Raw genomic sequence first — 18,055 nt, 5'->3', positions numbered from 1 at the left:
GAAGGCGTGAAGGCGGTACGGATCCTGGAGCGCGTGCTGACGGCCCTGCCGATGTCGCTGTTGATGCTGCTCCTGGTCTTCGGCTTCGTGCGCCTGCTGCCCGGTGACCCCGTCGACATCATGATGGGCCAGTCCGGCAACGTCTCCCAGGCCGAGATCGAAGCCCTGCGCCGCGAGCTCCACCTCGACCGTCCGCTGCCGGAGCAGCTCTCCATCTTCGTGCGGGGGCTGCTCCGGGGCGACCTGGGCACCTCCTTCCGGGAGCAGCGCCCCGTCGCCGACGTGATCCTCGACGCCTTCCCCGCCACGGTGGAGCTGGCGCTGGCCGCGCTCCTCGTGGCGCTCCTGATCGGCCTGCCCATCGGCGTGCTGTCGGCCGTCTGGCGCAACTCCTCGTTCGACCGGCTGGCCATGGGGGTGTCCTTTCTGGGCATCTCCATGCCCGCCTTCTGGCTCGGCATCATGGCCATCATGCTGTTCTCGGTGCACCTGGGCTGGACGCCGGTCCAGGGACGCCTCTCCGCGGGCATCGCGCCGCCGGACCTGACCGGCCTGTACGTGCTGGATGCACTGCTGACCCGCGACTGGGCGCTGCTCAAGGACGCCCTGCTCCACCTGCTGCTCCCTGCCGTCACCCTGGGCGCGGAGCTGACGGCGATCATCGCCCGGGTGACCCGCTCCTCGATGCTGGAGGCGCTGCACATGGACTACGTCACCGCCGCCCGGGCCCGTGGCGTGCCCGAGTGGCAGGTGGTGCTGCGCCATGCCCTGCGCAACGCCCTGATCCCCACCGTGACGGTGGCCGGCCTGCAGCTGGGCGTGCTGTTGGGCGGCAACATGATCGTCGAGACGGTGTTCGGCTGGCCGGGGCTCGGCCGGCTCGTGGTGGGCGCCATCTTCGGGCGCGACTACGCCCTGGTGCAGGGCGCCGTGATGCTCTACGCCCTGACGTTCCTGATCGCCAACCTGCTGGTCGACATCCTCTACACGCAGCTCAATCCCAAGCTCGAACTGTGAAGGAGGTGGGCAATGGGTTTCTGGCGCCGTCTGATCAGCCACCCTGGCGCCGTGGTTGGCCTGGTCGTCATTCTGCTCTACATCCTGGCGGCGCTCCTCGCCCCCTGGATCGCGCCGTACGGCCCCCGGGAGATGGTGCTGGCGGACCGCCTGAAGCCGCCGGCCTTCGTTGACGGCGGCACGGCCGCCCACCTGCTGGGGACGGACCAGCTGGGGCAGGACATCTTCACACGCATCCTGTACGGTGCACGGGTCTCGCTGCTGGTGGGGCTGATCTCGGTGGCCATCTCCCTGACCGTGGGCACCGTGCTGGGCTGCGTCGCCGGCTACTGGAGAGGCTGGGTGGACCGGATCCTCTCGCGCGTCGCCGACCTGCTGATGGGCTTCCCCTACCTGCTGTTCACGATCTTCGCCATGGCCGTCATCGGGCCGGGCTTCGGCAACCTGATCATCGCCCTCTGCTTCAAGGCCTGGGTGGAGTTCTTCCGGCTCGCCCGCGGCGAGATGCTGACGGAGGGGACCAAGGAGTACGTGGAGGCCGCCCGGGCGCTGGGGCGGGGGCCGGTGGCCATCATCGCCGGGGAGGTGCTGCCCAACATCATCCACTCCCTGCTGGTGCTGGCCACGCTCCGCATGGGCTACATGATCATCATGGAGGCCTCGCTCTCATTCCTGGGCCTCGGCATTCCCCCTTCGATCCCGGCGTGGGGTTCCATGGTCAATGCCGGCCGGGACCAGATGCTGAACGCATGGTGGGTGGCCACGATGCCCGGGCTGGCCATCGTGGGGTTGGTGCTGGCGATCAACATGTTCGGCGAGGGCCTGCGGGACGTGCTGGATCCCCGCATGCGGCGGTGAGGGGAGGGAGCTGACGTGGGGCCGCTCCTGGCCATTGAAAACCTGTCTGTGGAGTTTCCGTCGCCCCGGGGCCCCCTGCGCGCGGTCGACGGCGTGAGCCTCCGGGTGCAGGCGGGAGAGGTCGTGGGGCTGATCGGCGAGTCCGGGTCGGGCAAGTCGACCGTGCTGCTGGCCGTGATGGGGCTGATCCCGCGGCCGGGGCGGATTCTGCCCGGCTCGTCGGTCCGGCTGAAGGGGAGGGAGCTGACCCGGCTCTCGCCCCGGGCCTACCGCGGCGTGCGGGGCTACGAGATCGGCATGGTCTTCCAGGACCCGATGACCGCGCTCAACCCCGCCATGCCCATCGGCGAGCAGGTGCGGGAGAGCCTGAGGGTGCACCGGTACTGCAAGTCCCGCGCCGAGGAACGGGCGCGGGTCCTGCAGCTGCTGGAGGCGGTGGGCATCGCGAACGCCGCCCAGCGGTACCGCGCCTACCCCCACGAGTTCAGCGGGGGCATGCTCCAGCGCGTGCTGATCGCCGCGGCGCTGGCCTGCAACCCGCGCCTCCTGCTGGCCGATGAGCCGACCACGGCGCTGGACGTGACGATCCAGGCCCAGATCCTCGACCTTCTGCGGGAGATCAACCGCACGCGCAACACCGCCATCCTGCTGGTCAGCCACGACATCGGCCTGGCGGCCGAGTTCTGCGACCGCGTCGCCGTGATGTACGCCGGCCGCATCGTCGAGGTGGGGCCGGCCTGGCAGGTCGTGGCCGCGCCGCACCACCCGTACACCCGCGGGCTGGTTGGCTGCCTGCCCGTGTGGGGCGGCCGGAAGGGGCGGCTGGAGCCGATCCCCGGGTCGCTGCCGGACCTGACGCAGCTCCCCCGGGGCTGCGCCTTTGCCGACCGCTGCCCCCACGCGACGGCCGAGTGCCGGGCCGGGGAGGTCCCGCTGCGGCAGCTGGCGGACGGCCGCGAGGTAGCGTGCGTCCGCGCGGAGGAGGTGATGGCGGGGTGAGTGTGCCGGGCCAAGCCGGACCGCCGCTGCTCGAGGTCGTGGACCTGCACAAGCAGTTCATCCTGCCCCGCAGCCTCCTCGCCCGGCTGCTGACCGGCGGCGGCAACCGCGTGGTCCACGCGGTGAACGGGGTCTCCTTTGTGCTGCACGAGGGCGAGACGCTGGGGCTGGTGGGGGAGAGCGGATCCGGCAAGTCGACGCTGGGGCGCACGATCCTGCACCTGCACACCCCCACCCGGGGGCACGTGCGCTTCGACGGGCAGGACGTGTTCGAGCTCGACGCCGCCGGCCTCCGCCGGTTCCGCCAGCAGGCGCAGATCGTCTTCCAGAACCCGTACGCCTCGCTGAACCCCCGCAAGACGGTGCGGCAGATCCTCTCCGTGCCGCTGGCCCTGCGGGGCCTGCCGCCCCGGGAGCGGCGCCGGGAGGCGGCGGCGCTGGTGGAGCGGGTGGGCCTCTCCGCCCGCCATCTGGACCAGTACCCGCACCAGTTCAGCGGCGGCCAGCGGCAGCGCATCGCCATCGCCCGGGCCCTGGCCATGCACCCCCGGCTGATCGTGGCGGACGAGCCGGTCTCGGCCCTGGACGTGTCCGTCCAGGCGCAGATCATCAACCTGCTGGAGGACCTGCAGCGGGAGCTGCGCCTCACCTACCTCTTCATCTCGCACGACCTGGGCGTGGTGCGCCACCTGAGCAGCCGGGTGGCGGTGATGTACCTGGGCCAGATCGTGGAGATCGGCCCGACGGAGCCGCTCTTCCGCGACCCGCTGCACCCGTACACCCACGCGCTGCTCTCGGCGGCGCCCGGCCAGGGGCGGCGGGAGCGCATCATCCTGCAGGGCGTACCGCCCAGCCCGCTGGACCCGCCGCCCGGCTGTCCCTTCCACCCGCGCTGCCCGGCGGCGGCGGGAGAGGTGTGCCGGACGGTGCGGCCGGCGCTGACCGACCGCGGCGGCGGCCGGTGGGTGGCGTGCCATCTCACCGCGCCGTGGGCGCCTGCGGCCGGCGGCGCGCCGAGGGGTGCGGCGCAGGGCGTCCACCCGGCAGGCTGATCTGATCTCGCGGAGTTAACTCGCAAGTTATTCTTTCACCAGGACGCTTGCGTCGCCGCGATGTTTCGGGTATCATTAATCCTCGCCGGCCGTTAGCGGCGAGATTCCGGCATAGCTCAACGGTAGAGCATCCGGCTGTTAACCGGAGGGTTGTAGGTTCGAATCCTACTGCCGGAGCCACCGCGGGCGTAGTTTAATGGTAGAACTTCAGCTTCCCAAGCTGAAAGCGTGGGTTCGATTCCCATCGCCCGCTCCAGCACATGGACCGCTAGCTCAATTGGTAGAGCAGGCGACTCTTAATCGTCTGGTTGTAGGTTCGAGTCCTACGCGGTCCACCAGGGTTGCATAACACCCGAAGTCCTGATATAATACGGCTCGTCGCCCGATGCAGACGGAGGCGTGGTGTAGAGGCCTAACATGCGGCCCTGTCACGGCCGAGATCGCGGGTTCGAATCCCGTCGCCTCCGCCAACAACTTCATAGGTGAGATGGGGCTATAGCTCAGTTGGGAGAGCGCTTGAATCGCACTCAAGAGGTCAGGGGTTCGAATCCCCTTAGCTCCACCAAGGTCCGGACGCCCGAACCGCGTTCGGACAGGTTGCGCCGGTAGCTCAGTGGATAGAGTACCTGACTACGAATCAGGTGGTCGTAGGTTCGAATCCTGCCCGGCGCGCCAACACCCTGGAGAGGTGTCCGAGTGGTTTAAGGTGCAGCATTGGAAATGCTGTGTACGGGAAACCGTACCGTGGGTTCGAATCCCACCCTCTCCGCCAAAGTCTGGGCCGGGCAACCCCCGGCCCAGATGCATCGAATCGGGCTGTGGCGCAGCTTGGTAGCGCGCTTCCTTGGGGTGGAAGAGGTCGCAGGTTCAAATCCTGTCAGCCCGACCATTTGGATAGCAGATGCGCTCCGCGCATCTGCTATCCAAATGGGTGGCCCGACAGCCCTTTGCGAAGCAAGGGGCGAGAGGGCCGACCAGTGAACGTGCAGTGCGCGTCCGGGCGCCGGCTGTTCAAGGGGCAACCCGGCAGCCCTTTGCGAAGCAAAGGGCGAGAGGGCCGACCAGTGAACGTGCAGTGCGCGTCCGGGCGCCTGCTGTTCAAAGGGTCAATCCGACAGCCCTTTGCGAAGCAAAGGGCGAGAGGGCCGACCAGTGAACGTGCAGTGCGCGTCCGGGCGCCGGCTGTTCAAAGGGTCAACCCGGCAGCCCTTTGCGAAGCAAAGGGCGAGAGGGCCGACCGATGAACGTGTAGTGCGCATCAGGAGGTTGGCTGTTCAAACGGTCAATCCGACAGCCCTTTGCGAAGCAAAGGGCGAGAAGGCCGACCGATGAACGTGTAGTGCGCATCAGGAGGTTGGCTGTTCAAACGGTCAATCCGACAGCCCTCTGCGAAGCAAAGGGCGAGAGGGCCGACCGATGAACGTGTAGTGCGCATCAGGAGATTGGCTGTTCAAACGGTCAATCCGACAGCCCTTTGCGAAGCAAAGGGCGAGAGGGCCGACCAGTGAACGTGCAGTGCGCGTCCGGGCGCCTGCTGTTCAAAGGGTCAATCCGGCAGCCCTTTGCGCAGCAAAGCCCGAGGGAGCCGTCCCGCAGATACCCGCTTGCTGCCCACAACTGAACCGGGGTGTGGCTCAGCTTGGTAGAGCGCACGGTTCGGGACCGTGAGGTCGCAGGTTCAAATCCTGTCACCCCGACCAAAACGAAAGCAGGCATGCTTTGCATGCCTGCTTTCGTTTTGGGTGGCCCGACAGCCCTTTGCGAAGCAAAGGGCGAGAGGGCCGACCGCTCGGAATGCCGCTTCGCTCGGTGCACGCGATTGGAGACGGGGTGGCACGGCGGCCCTTGGCGAAGCACAGCCCGGGAGGGCCGACCATTCAGCCATCCGGGGTGATGCATCCGCACGCTGTCACTACGCAGCCCTTTGCGAAGCGAAGGGCGAAAGCGCCGACCGGGACGACGAAGAGGGACGTGCAAGTGCACGTCCCTCTTCGCATCTCTCCCGATAGGGCGATCCGGGCGGCATGTCGCGGGGCAAGCTGAGCATAGCGTCCGCCCCCTGCCGCAGCGCTACTGCTGCACCGTGAGCAGCAGGCGGTTCTGCGACGGGTCGGCGACCATCAGCCCGTCGGGGCGCTGCTCCACCGGCAGCCCGGCCGTGCGGACCTGCGCCCCCAGTCGGTCCAGTTCGTCCCGGTGGGGCACCACGACCGTGTAGTGGCGCAGCCCGCGCGCGCCGGGCGGCGGCGGGGGCGCACCATGGCCCAGCCACGTGTTGAAGCCGATGTGGTGGTGGTAGCCGCCGGCGGAGACGAAGCCCATCGTCTCGTCCTCGATCTGCACGCCGAAGCCGAGCACGCCGTGGTAGAACCGCATCGCCTCCCCGATGTCGGCCACGTGCAGGTGGATGTGGCCGACGCGCGTCGCCGGGTGCATGGGCGTGTCGAACCGGTCGCCGGGCTGGAGGTGGGTGAAGAGCTCGTCCAGGTCCAGCGGATCCCGGCCGGATCGCAGCAGGCCGTCCTTGTCGCGGGCGACGAAGCGGCCGTTCTCCTGGCCGAACCAGCCGTCCTCGGGGGTATCGACGTAGAGCTCGATTCCGTTCCCCTCGGGGTCGGAGAGGTAAGTGGTCTCGGTCATCAGGTGGTCGGTGGGCGCCTGCGGCACCTTCAGCTGGGCGAGGCGGACGATCGCCCGCGCCAGTTCCCTTCTGTCGGGCAGGAGCAGGGCGAAGTGGTAGAGGCCCGTGGTGCGAGGCGCCCGCCTTGCGCCGGGCGCCTCGTAGAGCACCAGCAGGTCCTCACCGCCGGCGCCGAGCCCCGCCCTCCCGCCGGACCGCCAGTGGACCTGCAGCCCCAGCGCCTGCTGGTAGAAGTCGGTCAGGCGGTCCAGTGCGCTCACCGTCAGGTGGACCGGGCCCAGCCGTGTCTCGGGGTGTATCTCCTGGGTCATCTTCTGCTGCCTCCTTTCCGTCGGGGTGGTCGGAGCGTCCTGCGGCCATGCGCGTCGGCGCCCCGCAACGACCCCAGCATCGGGTGTACCCAGTCGATTCAGCCGCGGCAGTTGAACGCCGCGGCGCAGACCATAATGAGGGGGATCGGCCGCGACCAAGGGCGACGGGCTCGCTCCCTCCGGGGATGTCTGCAAGAAAACACACCTATTCATCACAGAATACCAAGAAGTATTGGAAGATGCAACAGCAGCGGCGGGCGTGTGGACTCGGTTGACCCGCCAGGTGTGCTGGTGTATTATTGTTGTAGTACACACGTACATTCTGCACTGGAGGCGACGGCTGATGCAGGCGATTCAGGTGGAGGGCCTGACCCGGCTGTACCGCAACGGCCGGGGCGTCCGGAACATCGACCTGGCGGTGAGCCAGGGAGAGGTGTTCGGCTTCCTCGGCCCCAACGGAGCGGGCAAGACGACGCTGATCCGGACCCTGCTGGGCTTCCTGCGGCCCCAGGCGGGCCGGGCGCACGTCCTCGGGCTTGACGCCGTGGCCCAGAGCCGCAGCGTGCGCGCCCGCGTGGGCTACCTTCCCTCGGACCCCGCACTCTACGAGTTCCTCACGGGCCAGCAGAACGTCGACTTCGCCCTGGCCGTGCGGGGCGTACGCGACCGCAGCCGCGTCGCCTACCTGGCGGACCGGCTGGAGGTCGACCTGAGGCGCCGGATGAAGACGCTCTCCCGCGGCAACAAGCAGAAGGTCGCCCTGCTGATCGCCCTGGCGCACGACCCCGAGCTGATCATCCTCGACGAGCCCACCACGGGCCTGGACCCGCTGGTCCAGGAGGCCTTCGCATCCCTGATCCGGGAGGAGAAGGCCCGGGGCAAGACGGTCTTCATGTCGTCGCACGTGCTCTCGGAGGTGGAGGCCCTCTGCGACCGGGTCGCCATCATCCGGGACGGGCAGATCGTCGCCGTCGACCAGGTGGAGCACCTGAAGAAGCAGCGGGTGAAGCACGTGGCGGCCGAGTTCCGCGCCGCCGTCCCCGACCTTGCGGCGACGCCTGGCGTGCGCGCCCTGGAGGTGCACGGACGCACGGTCCGGTTCACGTTCCACGGCCCCATCGCCCCCCTGGTGGGGGCGCTGGCCGGCCAGGACCTGGTCGACCTCACGGTGGCCGACCCGCCGCTGGAGGAGGTCTTCCGGGCCTTCTACGAGGGGGGTGGCGGCCGGTGACGCTCTTCCGCCAGTTCTTCACCGTGCAGCTGAGGGGGCTGCTGATCTGGCTCGCCGTAGGAGTGGCGCTGGCGCTGGCCATGACGCGGTCGGCCGCACCCTTCATCGACAGCAACTCGATCGGCTCGCTCCCGCCGTCCCTGCTCGCCCTGCTCGGCGACCTCGCGGGCATGGACCCGGTGGACCAGTACCTGGTGGTTGCCCTGGGCAAGGGCACGATGCTGGTGCCCGTCCTCTACGGCGCCCTGCTCGCCCTCTCCGTTGTCACCCGCGAGGTGGACCGGCGCACGGTCGACTTCCTGCTCTCCCTGCCGGTGGGGCGGACGCGGCTGCTGGGGGCGCGCGTGGCCGTCCTGCTGGTCAACCTCACCCTGATGGTGGCGGCCGTGTGGGCGGCGTTCCGCCTCGACATGGCCGCACAGGGGTATCAGGGCAGCTGGGGCCACTTCGGGGCCGCCATGGTCAACCTCTGGCTCCTGGCCGTCGCCTTCAGCTGCGTGATCCTCGCGGCCTCCATGTGGGTGGACGACTACAGCATGGGCGTCAAGCTCTTCCTCGGCGCCGTGGCTTTCGCCTACCTGATGGAGTTTGTCCTGAAGGGCGCCACGGTGAGCCGGGCCGGCCGGGTACTCAGTCCCTTCAGCTACGTGGACGTCGCCCGCGTCCTGCGCACCGGGGCCTTCGCAGCCGACGCCCTGGTGCTGGCCCTGGCCGCGGCCGCGGGCCTGGCCATCAGCTTCTGGGCGTTCAAGCGCAAGCAGTTCCCGGCCTAGGAGGTGCAGGACATGACCTTGATCCGTCAACACGCGCGCGCTGAGGCCGCCTCGATCCTCACCTGGGCCGTCCTGCTCGGGTTCGTCGGCTTCATCACCACCTCCCTCTGGCGGTATGTGCTGAACTCCGGGGCGCTGGACGTCCTCGATGACCTCCTGAGGTCGGCGACGGGCACCCTCAAGGGCCTGATCGGCACCGACGGGGCGAGCCTGACGTACCTGGACGGCTGGATCCAGAGCTACGTGCTGGGCAACTGGCTCTCGCTGCTCTACGTGATCTTCACCGCCCTCTTCGTGGCGGGCATGGTCACCCGGGAGATGGACCGGCGCACCATGGCCTTTCTGCTCTCGCTCCCCGTCACGCGGGCGCAGCTCCTGGTCTCCCGCTGGATGGTGCTGCTGGGCGCGCTGGCCGTGCTGCACCTCAGCCACTTTGCCGGGATCCTGCTGGGGCTGGCCGCCCTCGGCGAGGCCGGGCACCCCGGGCGGTACGCCCTGGCCGAGGCGAACTCGCTTCTGCTCTACCTCTTCGTCGGCGGGCTGATGCTGGTGGTGAGCCTGTTCATCGACGACTTCGGACCCGGCACCGGGGCGACGCTCGGCGTCGGGCTGGGTCTGGTATTCGTCCACATGTCCACGGGAGACGCGACCGGGGCCCTGAAGGCCCTGCGCGGGGCGCTGCCGTTCTCCTTCTACGACGTGCAGGCCATCGTGATGCAGGGCGAGGTGCCCTGGGGCGACCTGGCGCTGCTCGGCGGCGGCTCCCTCCTGCTGCTGTTCCTCGCGGTCCGGCTCTTCCAACGCAAGCAGATCGCCGTGTAAACTGAGGGGCGGAAGGAGGGCGGCCCGTGTGGTACCACATCGACCCGGCCAGTGGAACGCCCATCTACCGCCAGCTGGTGGAGCAGGTCCGGCAGGCGGTGGCATCCGGCGTGCTCAGGGCCGGCGACCGCCTGCCCTCGGTGCGCGACCTTGCGGTGGAGCTGGCGGTCAACCCCAATACCGTTGCCAAGGCGTATCAGGAGCTGGAGCGCGAGGGGGTCATCGAGACGCCCAGGGGCCGCGGCACCTTCGTGGCCGACCGCGACCCGGCCGTGCCCGAGGCCGAGCGGCTGCGGCAGTTCGCGGAGGCGGCGGACCGGCTGGCGGCGGACGCATACCGGCTGCGCATCGACTCGGAGCAGGCCCTGGCGATCTTCCGCGAACGCCTGGCGGCGGCGGAGAGGAGGCGGTCCGGTGAGTGAGTGGGCGATTCGCGTGGCAGGCCTGACCAAGCGGTACGGTCCGAAGACCGCCCTGTCGGCCGTCGACCTGGCGGTGCCCCGGGGCTCCTTCTTCGCCGTGCTCGGACCCAACGGGGCGGGCAAGACGACCCTGATGCGCTGCCTCATGGGTCTGATCCGACCGGACGCCGGCGGCGGCGAGGTCCTCGGCGAGCCCCTGGGACCGGGCTACCCGCCGCTCTCCCTCAAGCCGCGCATCGGGTACGTGTCGCAGGCTCAGGCGCTGCCGGAGGGCATGACGGCGCGGGATCTGTTCGCCCTCTGCCGCGGGCTGCACCCGCGCTGGGACGACCGGACGGCGCGGCGCTACCTGGACCTGTTCGAACTGCCCGACACCCTGCCGGTGCGGCACATGTCCACCGGCATGCGTGCGCAGCTGTCCCTGACCCTGGTGATGGGCGGCGGCCCCGAGTTGCTGATCCTGGACGAGCCCACGCTGGGCCTGGACCCGCTGAACCGGCACCAGTACCTGCAGGTGCTGCTGGCCGACAGCCTGGAGACGGGCTGCACGGTCTTCCTCAGCAGCCACGATCTGTACCAGATCGAGCGGCTGGCCGACCGGGTCGCGATCCTCGTGGGCGGCCGGCTCGTCGTCGCAGACGGGCTGGATGACCTGAAGGAGCGGGAGAAGCGGGTGCGGGTGGCCGGACCGGTGGCCGAGGAAGCCCTGCGCGGTGTGCAGGGCGTGCGCCGTGCGGTGCGGGAGGCCGGTGGCTGGCTGCTCTACGCGAGCGGGGAGCGGGAGGCGCTGGAGCGGGCCTTCCGGGCCCTGCCCGGGGTGACGGGCGTCCAGGTTTTCGATCAGAGCCTCGAGGAGATTTTCATCAGCTACGTCTCGTGAACCCGTGCCGCCCGGGCCGCCTTGACAGGAGTTGCCCGGGCGGCATATCATGGAGGCAAGCTGTGTGAACTGGAGGAGAGGAGACCGCCATGATGCTGCTGGTCAGCCCGGTCTGTGCCGTACGCGCGTAGAGCACCAAGGGGGCAGTGTGCCCTTTTGACGGCAGGACGGGACATTGACTGGCACACAGGGCGGTAAGCCTCGCCACCGGGCGTATCTGAGCCGCGGTAAGAGGTCTTACCCGCGGCTTTTGCGTGTTTGTGCGGCCTGCGCAGCCGTCCGTCCGGATGGCGTTGCGGAGCCGTCTGCCACGGGAAGCGCCCTCACGCGCGGCGCGCCGCACTCGCCCCACGTCCAGTCCGTACCATCGCCCCCGCCTCACACGTCCCCGCCTGCCGTCCCCCTGAACCACATCCACCCTCAGCGGGGACGACGGAAGGAGCGATCTACCTATGGCCATTCTCACCGTGCAGGGGCTCTCCAAATACTGGGGAATCGACCTGCTCTTCAAGGATGTTTCATTCCTCCTCAACGAGGGCGAGAAGATGGCCCTCGTCGGCCGCAACGGCAGCGGCAAGACGACGCTGCTCAAGATCCTGATGGGCCGCATGGAGTACGACAGCGGGCAGATCATCGTGCCCTCCGGCACCCGCATCGGCTACCTGAGCCAGGACCCCGAGTTCACGCCCGGCCGCACGGTCTTCGAGGAGGCCCGGTCCGTGCTCGGCCACCTGGAGAAGTGGGAGCGCGACCTTCGGAGGCTGGAGGCGTGCATGGGCGAGGCGGAGTCGGAGGAGGCCCTGCAGGCCATCATGGACGAGTACACCCGGGTGACCGCCCTCTACGAGGGGGCGGGCGCCTACGACGCGCCCGCCCGGGTGCGGGCGGTGCTCTTCGGTCTGGGCTTCGACGAGGGCGACCTGGAGAAGCCGGTGGAGGTCCTCTCCGGCGGCCAGAAGGTCCGCCTGGGCCTCGCCAAGCTGCTGCTGGAGGAGCCCGACCTGATGCTGCTGGACGAGCCCACCAACCACCTGGACCTGCAGGCGGTGGAGTGGCTGGAGGGCCACTTCCGGCAGATGAAGTCCGCGGCGATCCTGGTCTCCCACGACCGGTACTTCCTCGACCGGGTGATCAGCCGCACGCTGGAGCTGGCCAGCAACACGTCCGACATGTACCACGGCAACTACTCCTACTACCTGGAGGAGAAGAAGCGCCGGCAGGAGGCGCTGCTCAGCGCCTACGAGCGCCAGCAGCAGGAGGCGGAGCGGCTGCGCACCTTCTACGAGAAGTGGCGGAGCAACGCCAACCGCAAGGGCCAGGCGATGTCCCGCAAGCGGCAGCTGGAGAAGATGGAGCTGATGGAGCGGCCGCAGGTGCGGCAGCGCACGATGAAGCTCACCTTCGACGTGGACTACGAGTCGGGCGACGACGTGCTGAAGGTAGAGGGGCTGGCCAAGTCCTTCGGCGACCGCACGGTCTTCCGGAATGTCGATCTCGCCCTCCACAAGGGCGACCGGGTGGCCCTGGTCGGGCCCAACGGCTCCGGCAAGACCACCTTCCTGAAGATCATCCACGGGCTGCTGCAGCCGAGCGCCGGCTCCTACCGCTGGGGCGTGGGCGTGCAGCGGGGCTACTTCAGCCAGGACCTGGACGCCCTGGACTACAGCCGCACCTGCCTGGAGGAGATCATGGAGCTGCCCGGCTTCACCCGGTTCGACGCGCACTCGCTGCTGGGCCAGTTCCTCTTCTCCGGCGAGGACGCCCACAAGCGCATCGCCGACTGCTCTGGCGGCGAGCGGAACCGGCTGATCCTTGCGAAGCTGATGGTGAGCGGCGCCAACGTTCTGCTCTTGGACGAGCCCACCAACCATCTGGACCTGGAGTCCAAGCAGGTGCTGGAGGAAGCGCTGCGCGCCTACCCGGGCACCCTGATCTTCGTCTCCCACGACCGCTTCTTCGTCGACCAGGTGGCCACGCACATCTGGGAGTTCGGACTGCCCGAGGGTGTGGGCGTCTACGAGGGCAACTACACCGCCTACCGGGAGGAGAAGGAGCGGCTGGCGCTCCTGGCCGCGCAGGCGGCTGAGGCCGCCGGGCGGACCGGACAGGGGATGGCCGGCGCTGCGGAGAAGGGCCGGCCTGACCCGGCGCCGGCCCGGACGGACGCCCGCCAGCAGGCCGGTCGCTCCCGCAAGGAGGAGCGCAAGGCGATGGAGGCAGCGCGCCGGCTGGAGGCGTCCATCCACCGGCTGGAGGAGCGGAAGGCCGAGCTGGAGGCGCGCATGGCCGATCCGGACATCTACAGGACCGCGGCCGGCCGGGAGGCCGTCGCCGAGTACAACGCCGTCCAGGCGGAGCTGGAGCGGCTTTACGTGGAATGGGAGGCGCTGGCCGAGGCCATCGGCGGATAGGGTTGGGCATCCTAAGGGGGTGGCCCTGCGGGGCCGAGAAAGGAGCGACGAACCGAGGGTGCTCACCCTGGCGCAGATTTTCACATCCGACTGGGCGAAGGAGGTCTTCCAGCACATCCCCGTACTGGTCGTGCGGACACTTCTGACCTTCGTCTTCGTCATGGTCGTCGTCCGCTGGACCGGCAAGCGGTCCATCGCCAACCTGGCCCCGTACGACCTGGCCATGGTCATCATCATCGGCGAGGTCGCGGCCATCCCCATCGGCGAGCTGGACGTCGACTTCCTGCACGGCCTCATCCCCGTGGCCCTCATCGGCGGGCTGCACGTGCTTCTCACCACGATCAACCTGCACTGGAAGGGCTTCGAGCGGCTGACGGAAGGCCTTCCGACCCTGCTGGTGAAGGACGGGCGGGTTCTGCGGCGAAACCTTCTGAAGGAGCGAGTCTCCATGGCAGACCTCATGACCGCCCTCCGCCACAGGGAGGTGGAGGACGTGTCGGAGGTCAAGGAGGCCTGGATCGAGCAGGCCGGCGGCATCAGCGTCATCCTGAAGCGGGACTTCGACGCCGCCACGCCGCGGGACGTCGAGCGGGTCGTGGAGATGGTCCTCGCCCGCCGGCTCCCGGCCCTGGTGGAGGCGGCCGTCGACCGGGCGATGCGGCGGGCGGCCGCCGAGGCGGCAGGCTCTCCGGGGGAAGGGCCTGACCTGGGGCTGCAGGGGAGGCTGGCGGCCGTGGAGCAGGAGGTCACCCCGCCGCCGTCCTAGATAGCGCCCGGTGGCCGCGGCAAACGGGTCACGCCGACGCCGGGGCTGGCGCCGCTCAACGGAGGCCGCTTTCCCGTCGCAGCGATCGGAGGTGGCAGCATGAGGGTGTTTCTGCTCTTCATCGACGGCATGGGTCTCGGCGGCGACGATCCCGAGGTGAACCCGCTGCTTACGGCGCAGATGCCTGCCTTCAGGTCGCTCCTGGGCGGCAGCCCGCTCTGGCGCGGCGCCGTGCCGTTCTCGGGCCCCGACCTGGCCGTGGTGGCCACCGATCCGTGTCTGGACGTACCGGGTCTGCCCCAGAGCGCAACGGGGCAGACCACGATCTTTACCGGGCAGAACGCGGCCCGGGCCATCGGTCGCCACCTCAACGCCTACCCCACGCCCCGCCTCCGGGCGATCCTCGAGGAGCATTCCATCTTCCGCCGGGTGGTGGCGCGGGGGCTGAAGGCGACCTTCCTCAACGCCTTCCGGCCCGAGTTCTTCGAATGGGTGGCGGCGGGCCAGCCGCTGCAGGCAGACCGCCGGTACCGGCCCTCGGCGTCCACCGTCGCTGCGCTGGCCGGAGGCATGCACGTCTTCCGGAACTTCGACCAGCTGCGGCGCGGCGAGGCCGTCGGCTTCGACATCGACCACGAGGTGCTGCGGCAGATGGGCTACGACGTCGAACCGGTCGACCCGGTGGAGGCCGGCCGCCGGGCCGCCCGCGTGGCCGCCGAGCACCACTTCACGCTGTACGAGCACTTCCTCACCGACAAAGCCGGCCACGCCCGGGACATGGCGGAGGCCCGGCGGGTGCTGGAGCGGCTGGACGCCTTCCTCGCAGGGCTCCTGCAGGAGCTGCCGGAGGACCACCTGCTGCTGATCACCTCGGACCACGGCAACATCGAGGACCTGTCGGTGAAGACCCACACCCTGAACCCCGTCGCGACCTTCGTGCGGGGGCCGGGGGCTGGCGCGGTGGCCAGCGGCATCCGGTCGCTGCTGGACATCACCCCGGCGATCCTGCGGGTGGTGGGCTGACAGCCCGGTGCCGAGCACTGCCGCGCCCGGTGGGCTCACCGCCGGGCAGCTGCCGGCGCCCGCCCGAGGTGTGGTCGCCGCTGAGCAGCCCCAGTCGCCTGTCCTGGAGCGGGTTCCCCGTCCCCTGCGACGGCGGCCCGGGGAACAATACCAGCGAACTTACGTCTAGACACTCTGGGAACTCTCCGCCCCCCCTTACACGAGAGGAGCTACGGAAGAACACCATCATGGACGAACGTACGCTGCGAACGCTGGAGTTCGCCAAGATCAAGGAGATGCTGGCCGAGCGGTGCGCGACCTCCCTGGGCAGGGAGGTGGTCGAGTCGCTCATGCCCGCCACCGATTTCCTGGAGGTGCAGCACCGGCAGGCCGAGACCAGCGAGGCCAGGCGGCTCTACCTGGCCGGCCACGCCATCCCCCTGGGAGGCCTGCACGACCTGCGGCCGCACGTGGGCAGGGCGGTGCGCGGCGGCACGCTGGAGCCCGCCGACCTGCTGGACGTGGCCGACACCGCGGCCAGCAGCCGCCGCCTGAAGCGGTTCCTGGAGGAGCAGGAGGGCGTGCCGATCCTGAACGCCCTGTCGCGCATGCTGGGCACCTTCAGCCGCCTGGAGGCCGAGATCCGCCAGGCCATCGACGAGCACGGCGAGGTGCGCGACGACGCCAGCCCGGCCCTGCACGACATCCGGCGGGCGATGCGCACCCTGCAGAACCGCATGAAGGACCGGCTGGACGCCTTCGTGCGCGGCCCGGCCGCCAAGTACCTGCAGGACCCCATCGTCACCATCCGCGACAACCGCTTCGTCGTGCCGGTGAAGATCGAGTACCGGGCGCAGGTGCCCGGCATCGTCCACGACCAGTCCGGCTCGGGGTCGACGCTCTTCATCGAGCCGCTGGCCGTGGTGGAAATGAACAACGAACTGAAGGAGCTGGCCCTGAAGGAGCGGGAGGAGGTCCAGCGGATCCTGACCCGTCTCTCGAGCCTGGTCGCCGACGAGTCGGACAGCCTGCTCGACACCCTGCAGGCCGTGGCCCAGATCGACTTTGCCTCGGCCAAGGGCAAGCTGTCGCTGGACCTGGACTGCATCGAGCCCGAGCTGGCCCGTGAGCCCCTGCTGGAGATCCGCAAGGGGCGCCACCCGCTGCTCCAGGGCAAGGCGGTGCCCATCGACGTCCACATCGGCATCACCTTCGACACGCTGGTGATCACCGGTCCCAACACGGGCGGCAAGACGGTGGCGCTGAAGACCATGGGGCTGTTCGTCCTCATGGCCCAGGCCGGCCTGCACCTGCCGGCGGGCTACGGCACCCGGGTGGGCATCTTCCAGCAGGTCTTCGTCGACGTGGGCGACGAGCAGTCCATCGAGCAGTCGCTCTCCACCTTCTCGGGGCACATGACCAACATCATCCGCATCCTCAATGCGCTCGAGGGGCCCGCCCTGGTCCTGATGGACGAGCTCGGGGCCGGCACCGATCCCACGGAGGGCGCGGCGCTCGCGATGTCGATCCTGGAGCACCTGCACGCCCGGGGCGCCAAGACGGTGGCCACCACCCACTACTCGGAGCTGAAGACCTACGCCTACACCCGCAGCCGGGTGGAGAACGCCTCGGTGGAGTTCGACGTGGAGACGCTGCAGCCCACCTACAGGCTGCTGATCGGCGTGCCGGGGTCGTCCAACGCGTTTGAGATTTCCCGGCGGCTGGGGCTGTCGCCCCACATCGTCGACCGGGCCCGCAGCTTCCTCACCCGGGACCAGGAGCGGGTGGAGGACCTGATCCAGGGCATCCACGCCACCCGGGCCGAGCTGGAGAAGGAGCGGGCCGAGGCCAACCGCCTGCGGGCGGAGGCTCAGCGCATGCGGGAGGAGTACGAGCGGCGCTACGGCGACGCCAGGCAGAAGGCCGCCGAGACGGTGGAGAAGGCCCGCGCCCAGGCGCAGCAGATCCTGGCCACTGCCCGGCGCGAGGCCGAGGCGGTGATCGCCGAGCTGAAGCAGGCCCTGCGGGAGCAGCGGGAGGCCGAGCGGATGCGGACCATCCAGTCCGCCCGCGAGCGGCTCTCCCGGGCCCGCCAGTCCGTGGAACCCACCGAGGAGGAGCGCCGGGCCCAGCGCCGGGGCGAGGCCCCCCGCGGGCTCAAGCCGGGCGACGCCGTGCGCATCGTCTCGCTGGACACCCGCGGCTACGTGCTGACCGAGCCCGACGCCCAGGGCAACCTGCTGGTGCAGGCCGGCATCATCAAGATGACGGTCTCGGTGCAGGACCTGGAGCGGGCGGAGGAGGAGCAGCCCGACGCCAGGGCCCGTGGCGCGGCGGGCATGCGGACCCGCGGCAAGGGGCTGGCCGCCGCCAAGGCGCAGGAGATGTCCACCGAGGTGGACCTGCGCGGGCTGATGGTGGACGAGGCGCTGGAGAAGGTCGACAAGTTCCTGGACGACGCCGTGCTGGCGGGGCTCCCGCAGGTGCGGATCATCCACGGGAAGGGCACCGGCGCCCTGCGCAAGGCCGTCACCGAGATGCTCCGGACCGACCGCCGGGTGGTCTCCCACCGGCTCGGCGGCATCGGCGAGGGCGGCGACGGGGTGACCGTGGCGAAGCTGCAGGAGTGAGTGAGGTTGACACGAGCCAGCCCGCCCAGGAGCAGGCGTCCGGCCATCGTCGGCGTGCCTACGGCGGTGCGCCCTGCCCCGTGTCAACCTTTGGGAGAGTCGACCGGGGTGTGCTTGAGATGTATCAATCCAGCCATGTTGGCGTCAGCGCCATGCATGCGAGGCTGGCCGCCGCCATGCCGATTACCCCATCAGGCTACGCCGTCTCTCTTCATGGCTGCGCACGATGAGATCGTCCGG

At 69.5% G+C, this 18,055-nt stretch carries 14 protein-coding genes and 9 tRNA genes; 22 read left to right on the top strand and 1 reads right to left on the bottom strand.

All coding sequences use genetic code 11. The features are described from left to right. Window positions 1–6: 6 nt before the first annotated feature. The 13 genes from J2Z79_RS03120 (at window position 7) to J2Z79_RS03060 (ending at window position 5,626) form a co-directional block, all read left to right on the top strand. The gene (locus J2Z79_RS03120) at window positions 7–1,017 is read left to right on the top strand and encodes an ABC transporter permease (RefSeq protein ID WP_209465389.1); all 1,011 of its coding nucleotides are present in this window, start codon (window positions 7–9) and stop codon (window positions 1,015–1,017) included. A 12-nt stretch (window positions 1,018–1,029) separates the two neighbouring features. Continuing rightward, window positions 1,030–1,875 (top strand): ABC transporter permease, encoded by an 846-nt coding sequence (locus J2Z79_RS03115; RefSeq protein ID WP_209465388.1) that lies wholly within the window; start codon window positions 1,030–1,032, stop codon window positions 1,873–1,875. 15 nt (window positions 1,876–1,890) lie between these two features. Further along, window positions 1,891–2,874: an ABC transporter ATP-binding protein gene (locus J2Z79_RS03110; RefSeq protein ID WP_209465387.1), complete on the top strand. Its 984-nt coding sequence runs from the start codon at window positions 1,891–1,893 to the stop codon at window positions 2,872–2,874. Then, the gene (locus J2Z79_RS03105; RefSeq protein WP_209465386.1) at window positions 2,871–3,926 is read left to right on the top strand and encodes an ABC transporter ATP-binding protein; all 1,056 of its coding nucleotides are present in this window, start codon (window positions 2,871–2,873) and stop codon (window positions 3,924–3,926) included. Before J2Z79_RS03110 ends, J2Z79_RS03105 begins: the two co-directional genes overlap by 4 nt. Window positions 3,927–4,031: 105 nt before the next feature. Continuing rightward, window positions 4,032–4,106, top strand: a tRNA-Asn gene (locus J2Z79_RS03100). 2 nt (window positions 4,107–4,108) lie between these two features. After that, window positions 4,109–4,182 (top strand) — tRNA-Gly (locus tag J2Z79_RS03095). A 6-nt stretch (window positions 4,183–4,188) separates the two neighbouring features. After that, window positions 4,189–4,264, top strand: a tRNA-Lys gene (locus J2Z79_RS03090). 55 nt (window positions 4,265–4,319) lie between these two features. Beyond that, window positions 4,320–4,396, top strand: a tRNA-Asp gene (locus J2Z79_RS03085). Window positions 4,397–4,415: 19 nt separating this feature from the next. Continuing rightward, window positions 4,416–4,491, top strand: a tRNA-Ala gene (locus tag J2Z79_RS03080). Between the two features lie 34 nt (window positions 4,492–4,525). Continuing rightward, window positions 4,526–4,601 (top strand) — tRNA-Arg (locus J2Z79_RS03075). Between the two features lie 7 nt (window positions 4,602–4,608). Continuing rightward, window positions 4,609–4,698, top strand: a tRNA-Ser gene (locus tag J2Z79_RS03070). Between the two features lie 40 nt (window positions 4,699–4,738). Then, window positions 4,739–4,815, top strand: a tRNA-Pro gene (locus J2Z79_RS03065). Between the two features lie 734 nt (window positions 4,816–5,549). Further along, window positions 5,550–5,626, top strand: a tRNA-Pro gene (locus J2Z79_RS03060). Between the two features lie 370 nt (window positions 5,627–5,996). On the opposite strand, the gene J2Z79_RS03055 is transcribed toward J2Z79_RS03060, so the two are convergent. Continuing rightward, window positions 5,997–6,878 carry a VOC family protein gene (locus J2Z79_RS03055; protein ID WP_209465385.1) on the bottom strand — a complete coding sequence of 294 codons (882 nt, stop codon included), beginning with the start codon at window positions 6,876–6,878 and terminating at the stop codon, window positions 5,997–5,999. Window positions 6,879–7,221: 343 nt separating this feature from the next. Here J2Z79_RS03055 and J2Z79_RS03050 point away from each other — a divergent pair, with 343 nt between their 5' ends. The 9 genes from J2Z79_RS03050 to J2Z79_RS03010 all read left to right on the top strand — a co-directional run bounded on the left by J2Z79_RS03050 (window position 7,222) and on the right by J2Z79_RS03010 (window position 17,815). Further along, window positions 7,222–8,109, top strand: coding sequence for an ABC transporter ATP-binding protein (locus J2Z79_RS03050; RefSeq protein WP_209465384.1), 888 nt, complete (start codon window positions 7,222–7,224; stop codon window positions 8,107–8,109). Next, window positions 8,106–8,882 carry an ABC transporter permease gene (locus J2Z79_RS03045; RefSeq protein ID WP_209465383.1) on the top strand — a complete coding sequence of 259 codons (777 nt, stop codon included), beginning with the start codon at window positions 8,106–8,108 and terminating at the stop codon, window positions 8,880–8,882. The genes J2Z79_RS03050 and J2Z79_RS03045 overlap by 4 nt, the downstream gene beginning before the upstream one ends. Before the next feature lie 12 nt (window positions 8,883–8,894). Then, a complete protein-coding gene (locus J2Z79_RS03040; protein ID WP_209465382.1) occupies window positions 8,895–9,704 on the top strand; it encodes an ABC transporter permease subunit in 810 nt (269 codons plus the stop codon). A gap of 26 nt (window positions 9,705–9,730) precedes the next feature. Then, complete coding sequence (locus J2Z79_RS03035) at window positions 9,731–10,126, top strand: GntR family transcriptional regulator (RefSeq protein ID WP_209465381.1); 396 nt, start codon at window positions 9,731–9,733, stop codon at window positions 10,124–10,126. Beyond that, complete coding sequence (locus J2Z79_RS03030) at window positions 10,119–11,006, top strand: ABC transporter ATP-binding protein (RefSeq protein WP_209465380.1); 888 nt, start codon at window positions 10,119–10,121, stop codon at window positions 11,004–11,006. The genes J2Z79_RS03035 and J2Z79_RS03030 overlap by 8 nt, the downstream gene beginning before the upstream one ends. A 452-nt stretch (window positions 11,007–11,458) precedes the next feature. After that, complete coding sequence (locus J2Z79_RS03025) at window positions 11,459–13,417, top strand: ABC-F family ATP-binding cassette domain-containing protein (RefSeq protein WP_209465379.1); 1,959 nt, start codon at window positions 11,459–11,461, stop codon at window positions 13,415–13,417. A gap of 58 nt (window positions 13,418–13,475) precedes the next feature. Next, complete coding sequence (locus J2Z79_RS03020) at window positions 13,476–14,183, top strand: DUF421 domain-containing protein (protein WP_209465378.1); 708 nt, start codon at window positions 13,476–13,478, stop codon at window positions 14,181–14,183. Window positions 14,184–14,282: 99 nt separating this feature from the next. After that, window positions 14,283–15,206, top strand: coding sequence for an alkaline phosphatase family protein (locus J2Z79_RS03015; RefSeq protein WP_209465377.1), 924 nt, complete (start codon window positions 14,283–14,285; stop codon window positions 15,204–15,206). A 227-nt stretch (window positions 15,207–15,433) separates the two neighbouring features. Then, a complete protein-coding gene (locus tag J2Z79_RS03010) occupies window positions 15,434–17,815 on the top strand; it encodes an endonuclease MutS2 (protein WP_209465376.1) in 2,382 nt (793 codons plus the stop codon). The last annotated feature ends 240 nt before the right edge of the window (window positions 17,816–18,055 follow it).

This window comes from Symbiobacterium terraclitae (assembly GCF_017874315.1).
Lineage (GTDB): Bacteria > Bacillota > Sulfobacillia > Symbiobacteriales > Symbiobacteriaceae > Symbiobacterium > Symbiobacterium terraclitae.
This window is presented reverse-complemented; position numbering and strand designations above follow the sequence as displayed.

Excerpts from the sequence above, each read along its gene's own strand:
- J2Z79_RS03025 (WP_209465379.1), top strand. The coding sequence starts at position 11,459 with ATGGCCATTCTCACCGTGCAGGGGCTCTCCAAATACTGGGGAATCGAC.
- J2Z79_RS03115 (WP_209465388.1), top strand. The coding sequence starts at position 1,030 with ATGGGTTTCTGGCGCCGTCTGATCAGCCACCCTGGCGCCGTGGTTGGC.
- J2Z79_RS03010 (WP_209465376.1), top strand. The coding sequence starts at position 15,434 with ATGGACGAACGTACGCTGCGAACGCTGGAGTTCGCCAAGATCAAGGAG.
- J2Z79_RS03015 (WP_209465377.1), top strand. The coding sequence starts at position 14,283 with ATGAGGGTGTTTCTGCTCTTCATCGACGGCATGGGTCTCGGCGGCGAC.
- J2Z79_RS03050 (WP_209465384.1), top strand. The coding sequence starts at position 7,222 with ATGCAGGCGATTCAGGTGGAGGGCCTGACCCGGCTGTACCGCAACGGC.
- J2Z79_RS03055 (WP_209465385.1), bottom strand. The coding sequence starts at position 6,878 with ATGACCCAGGAGATACACCCCGAGACACGGCTGGGCCCGGTCCACCTG.
- J2Z79_RS03040 (WP_209465382.1), top strand. The coding sequence starts at position 8,895 with ATGACCTTGATCCGTCAACACGCGCGCGCTGAGGCCGCCTCGATCCTC.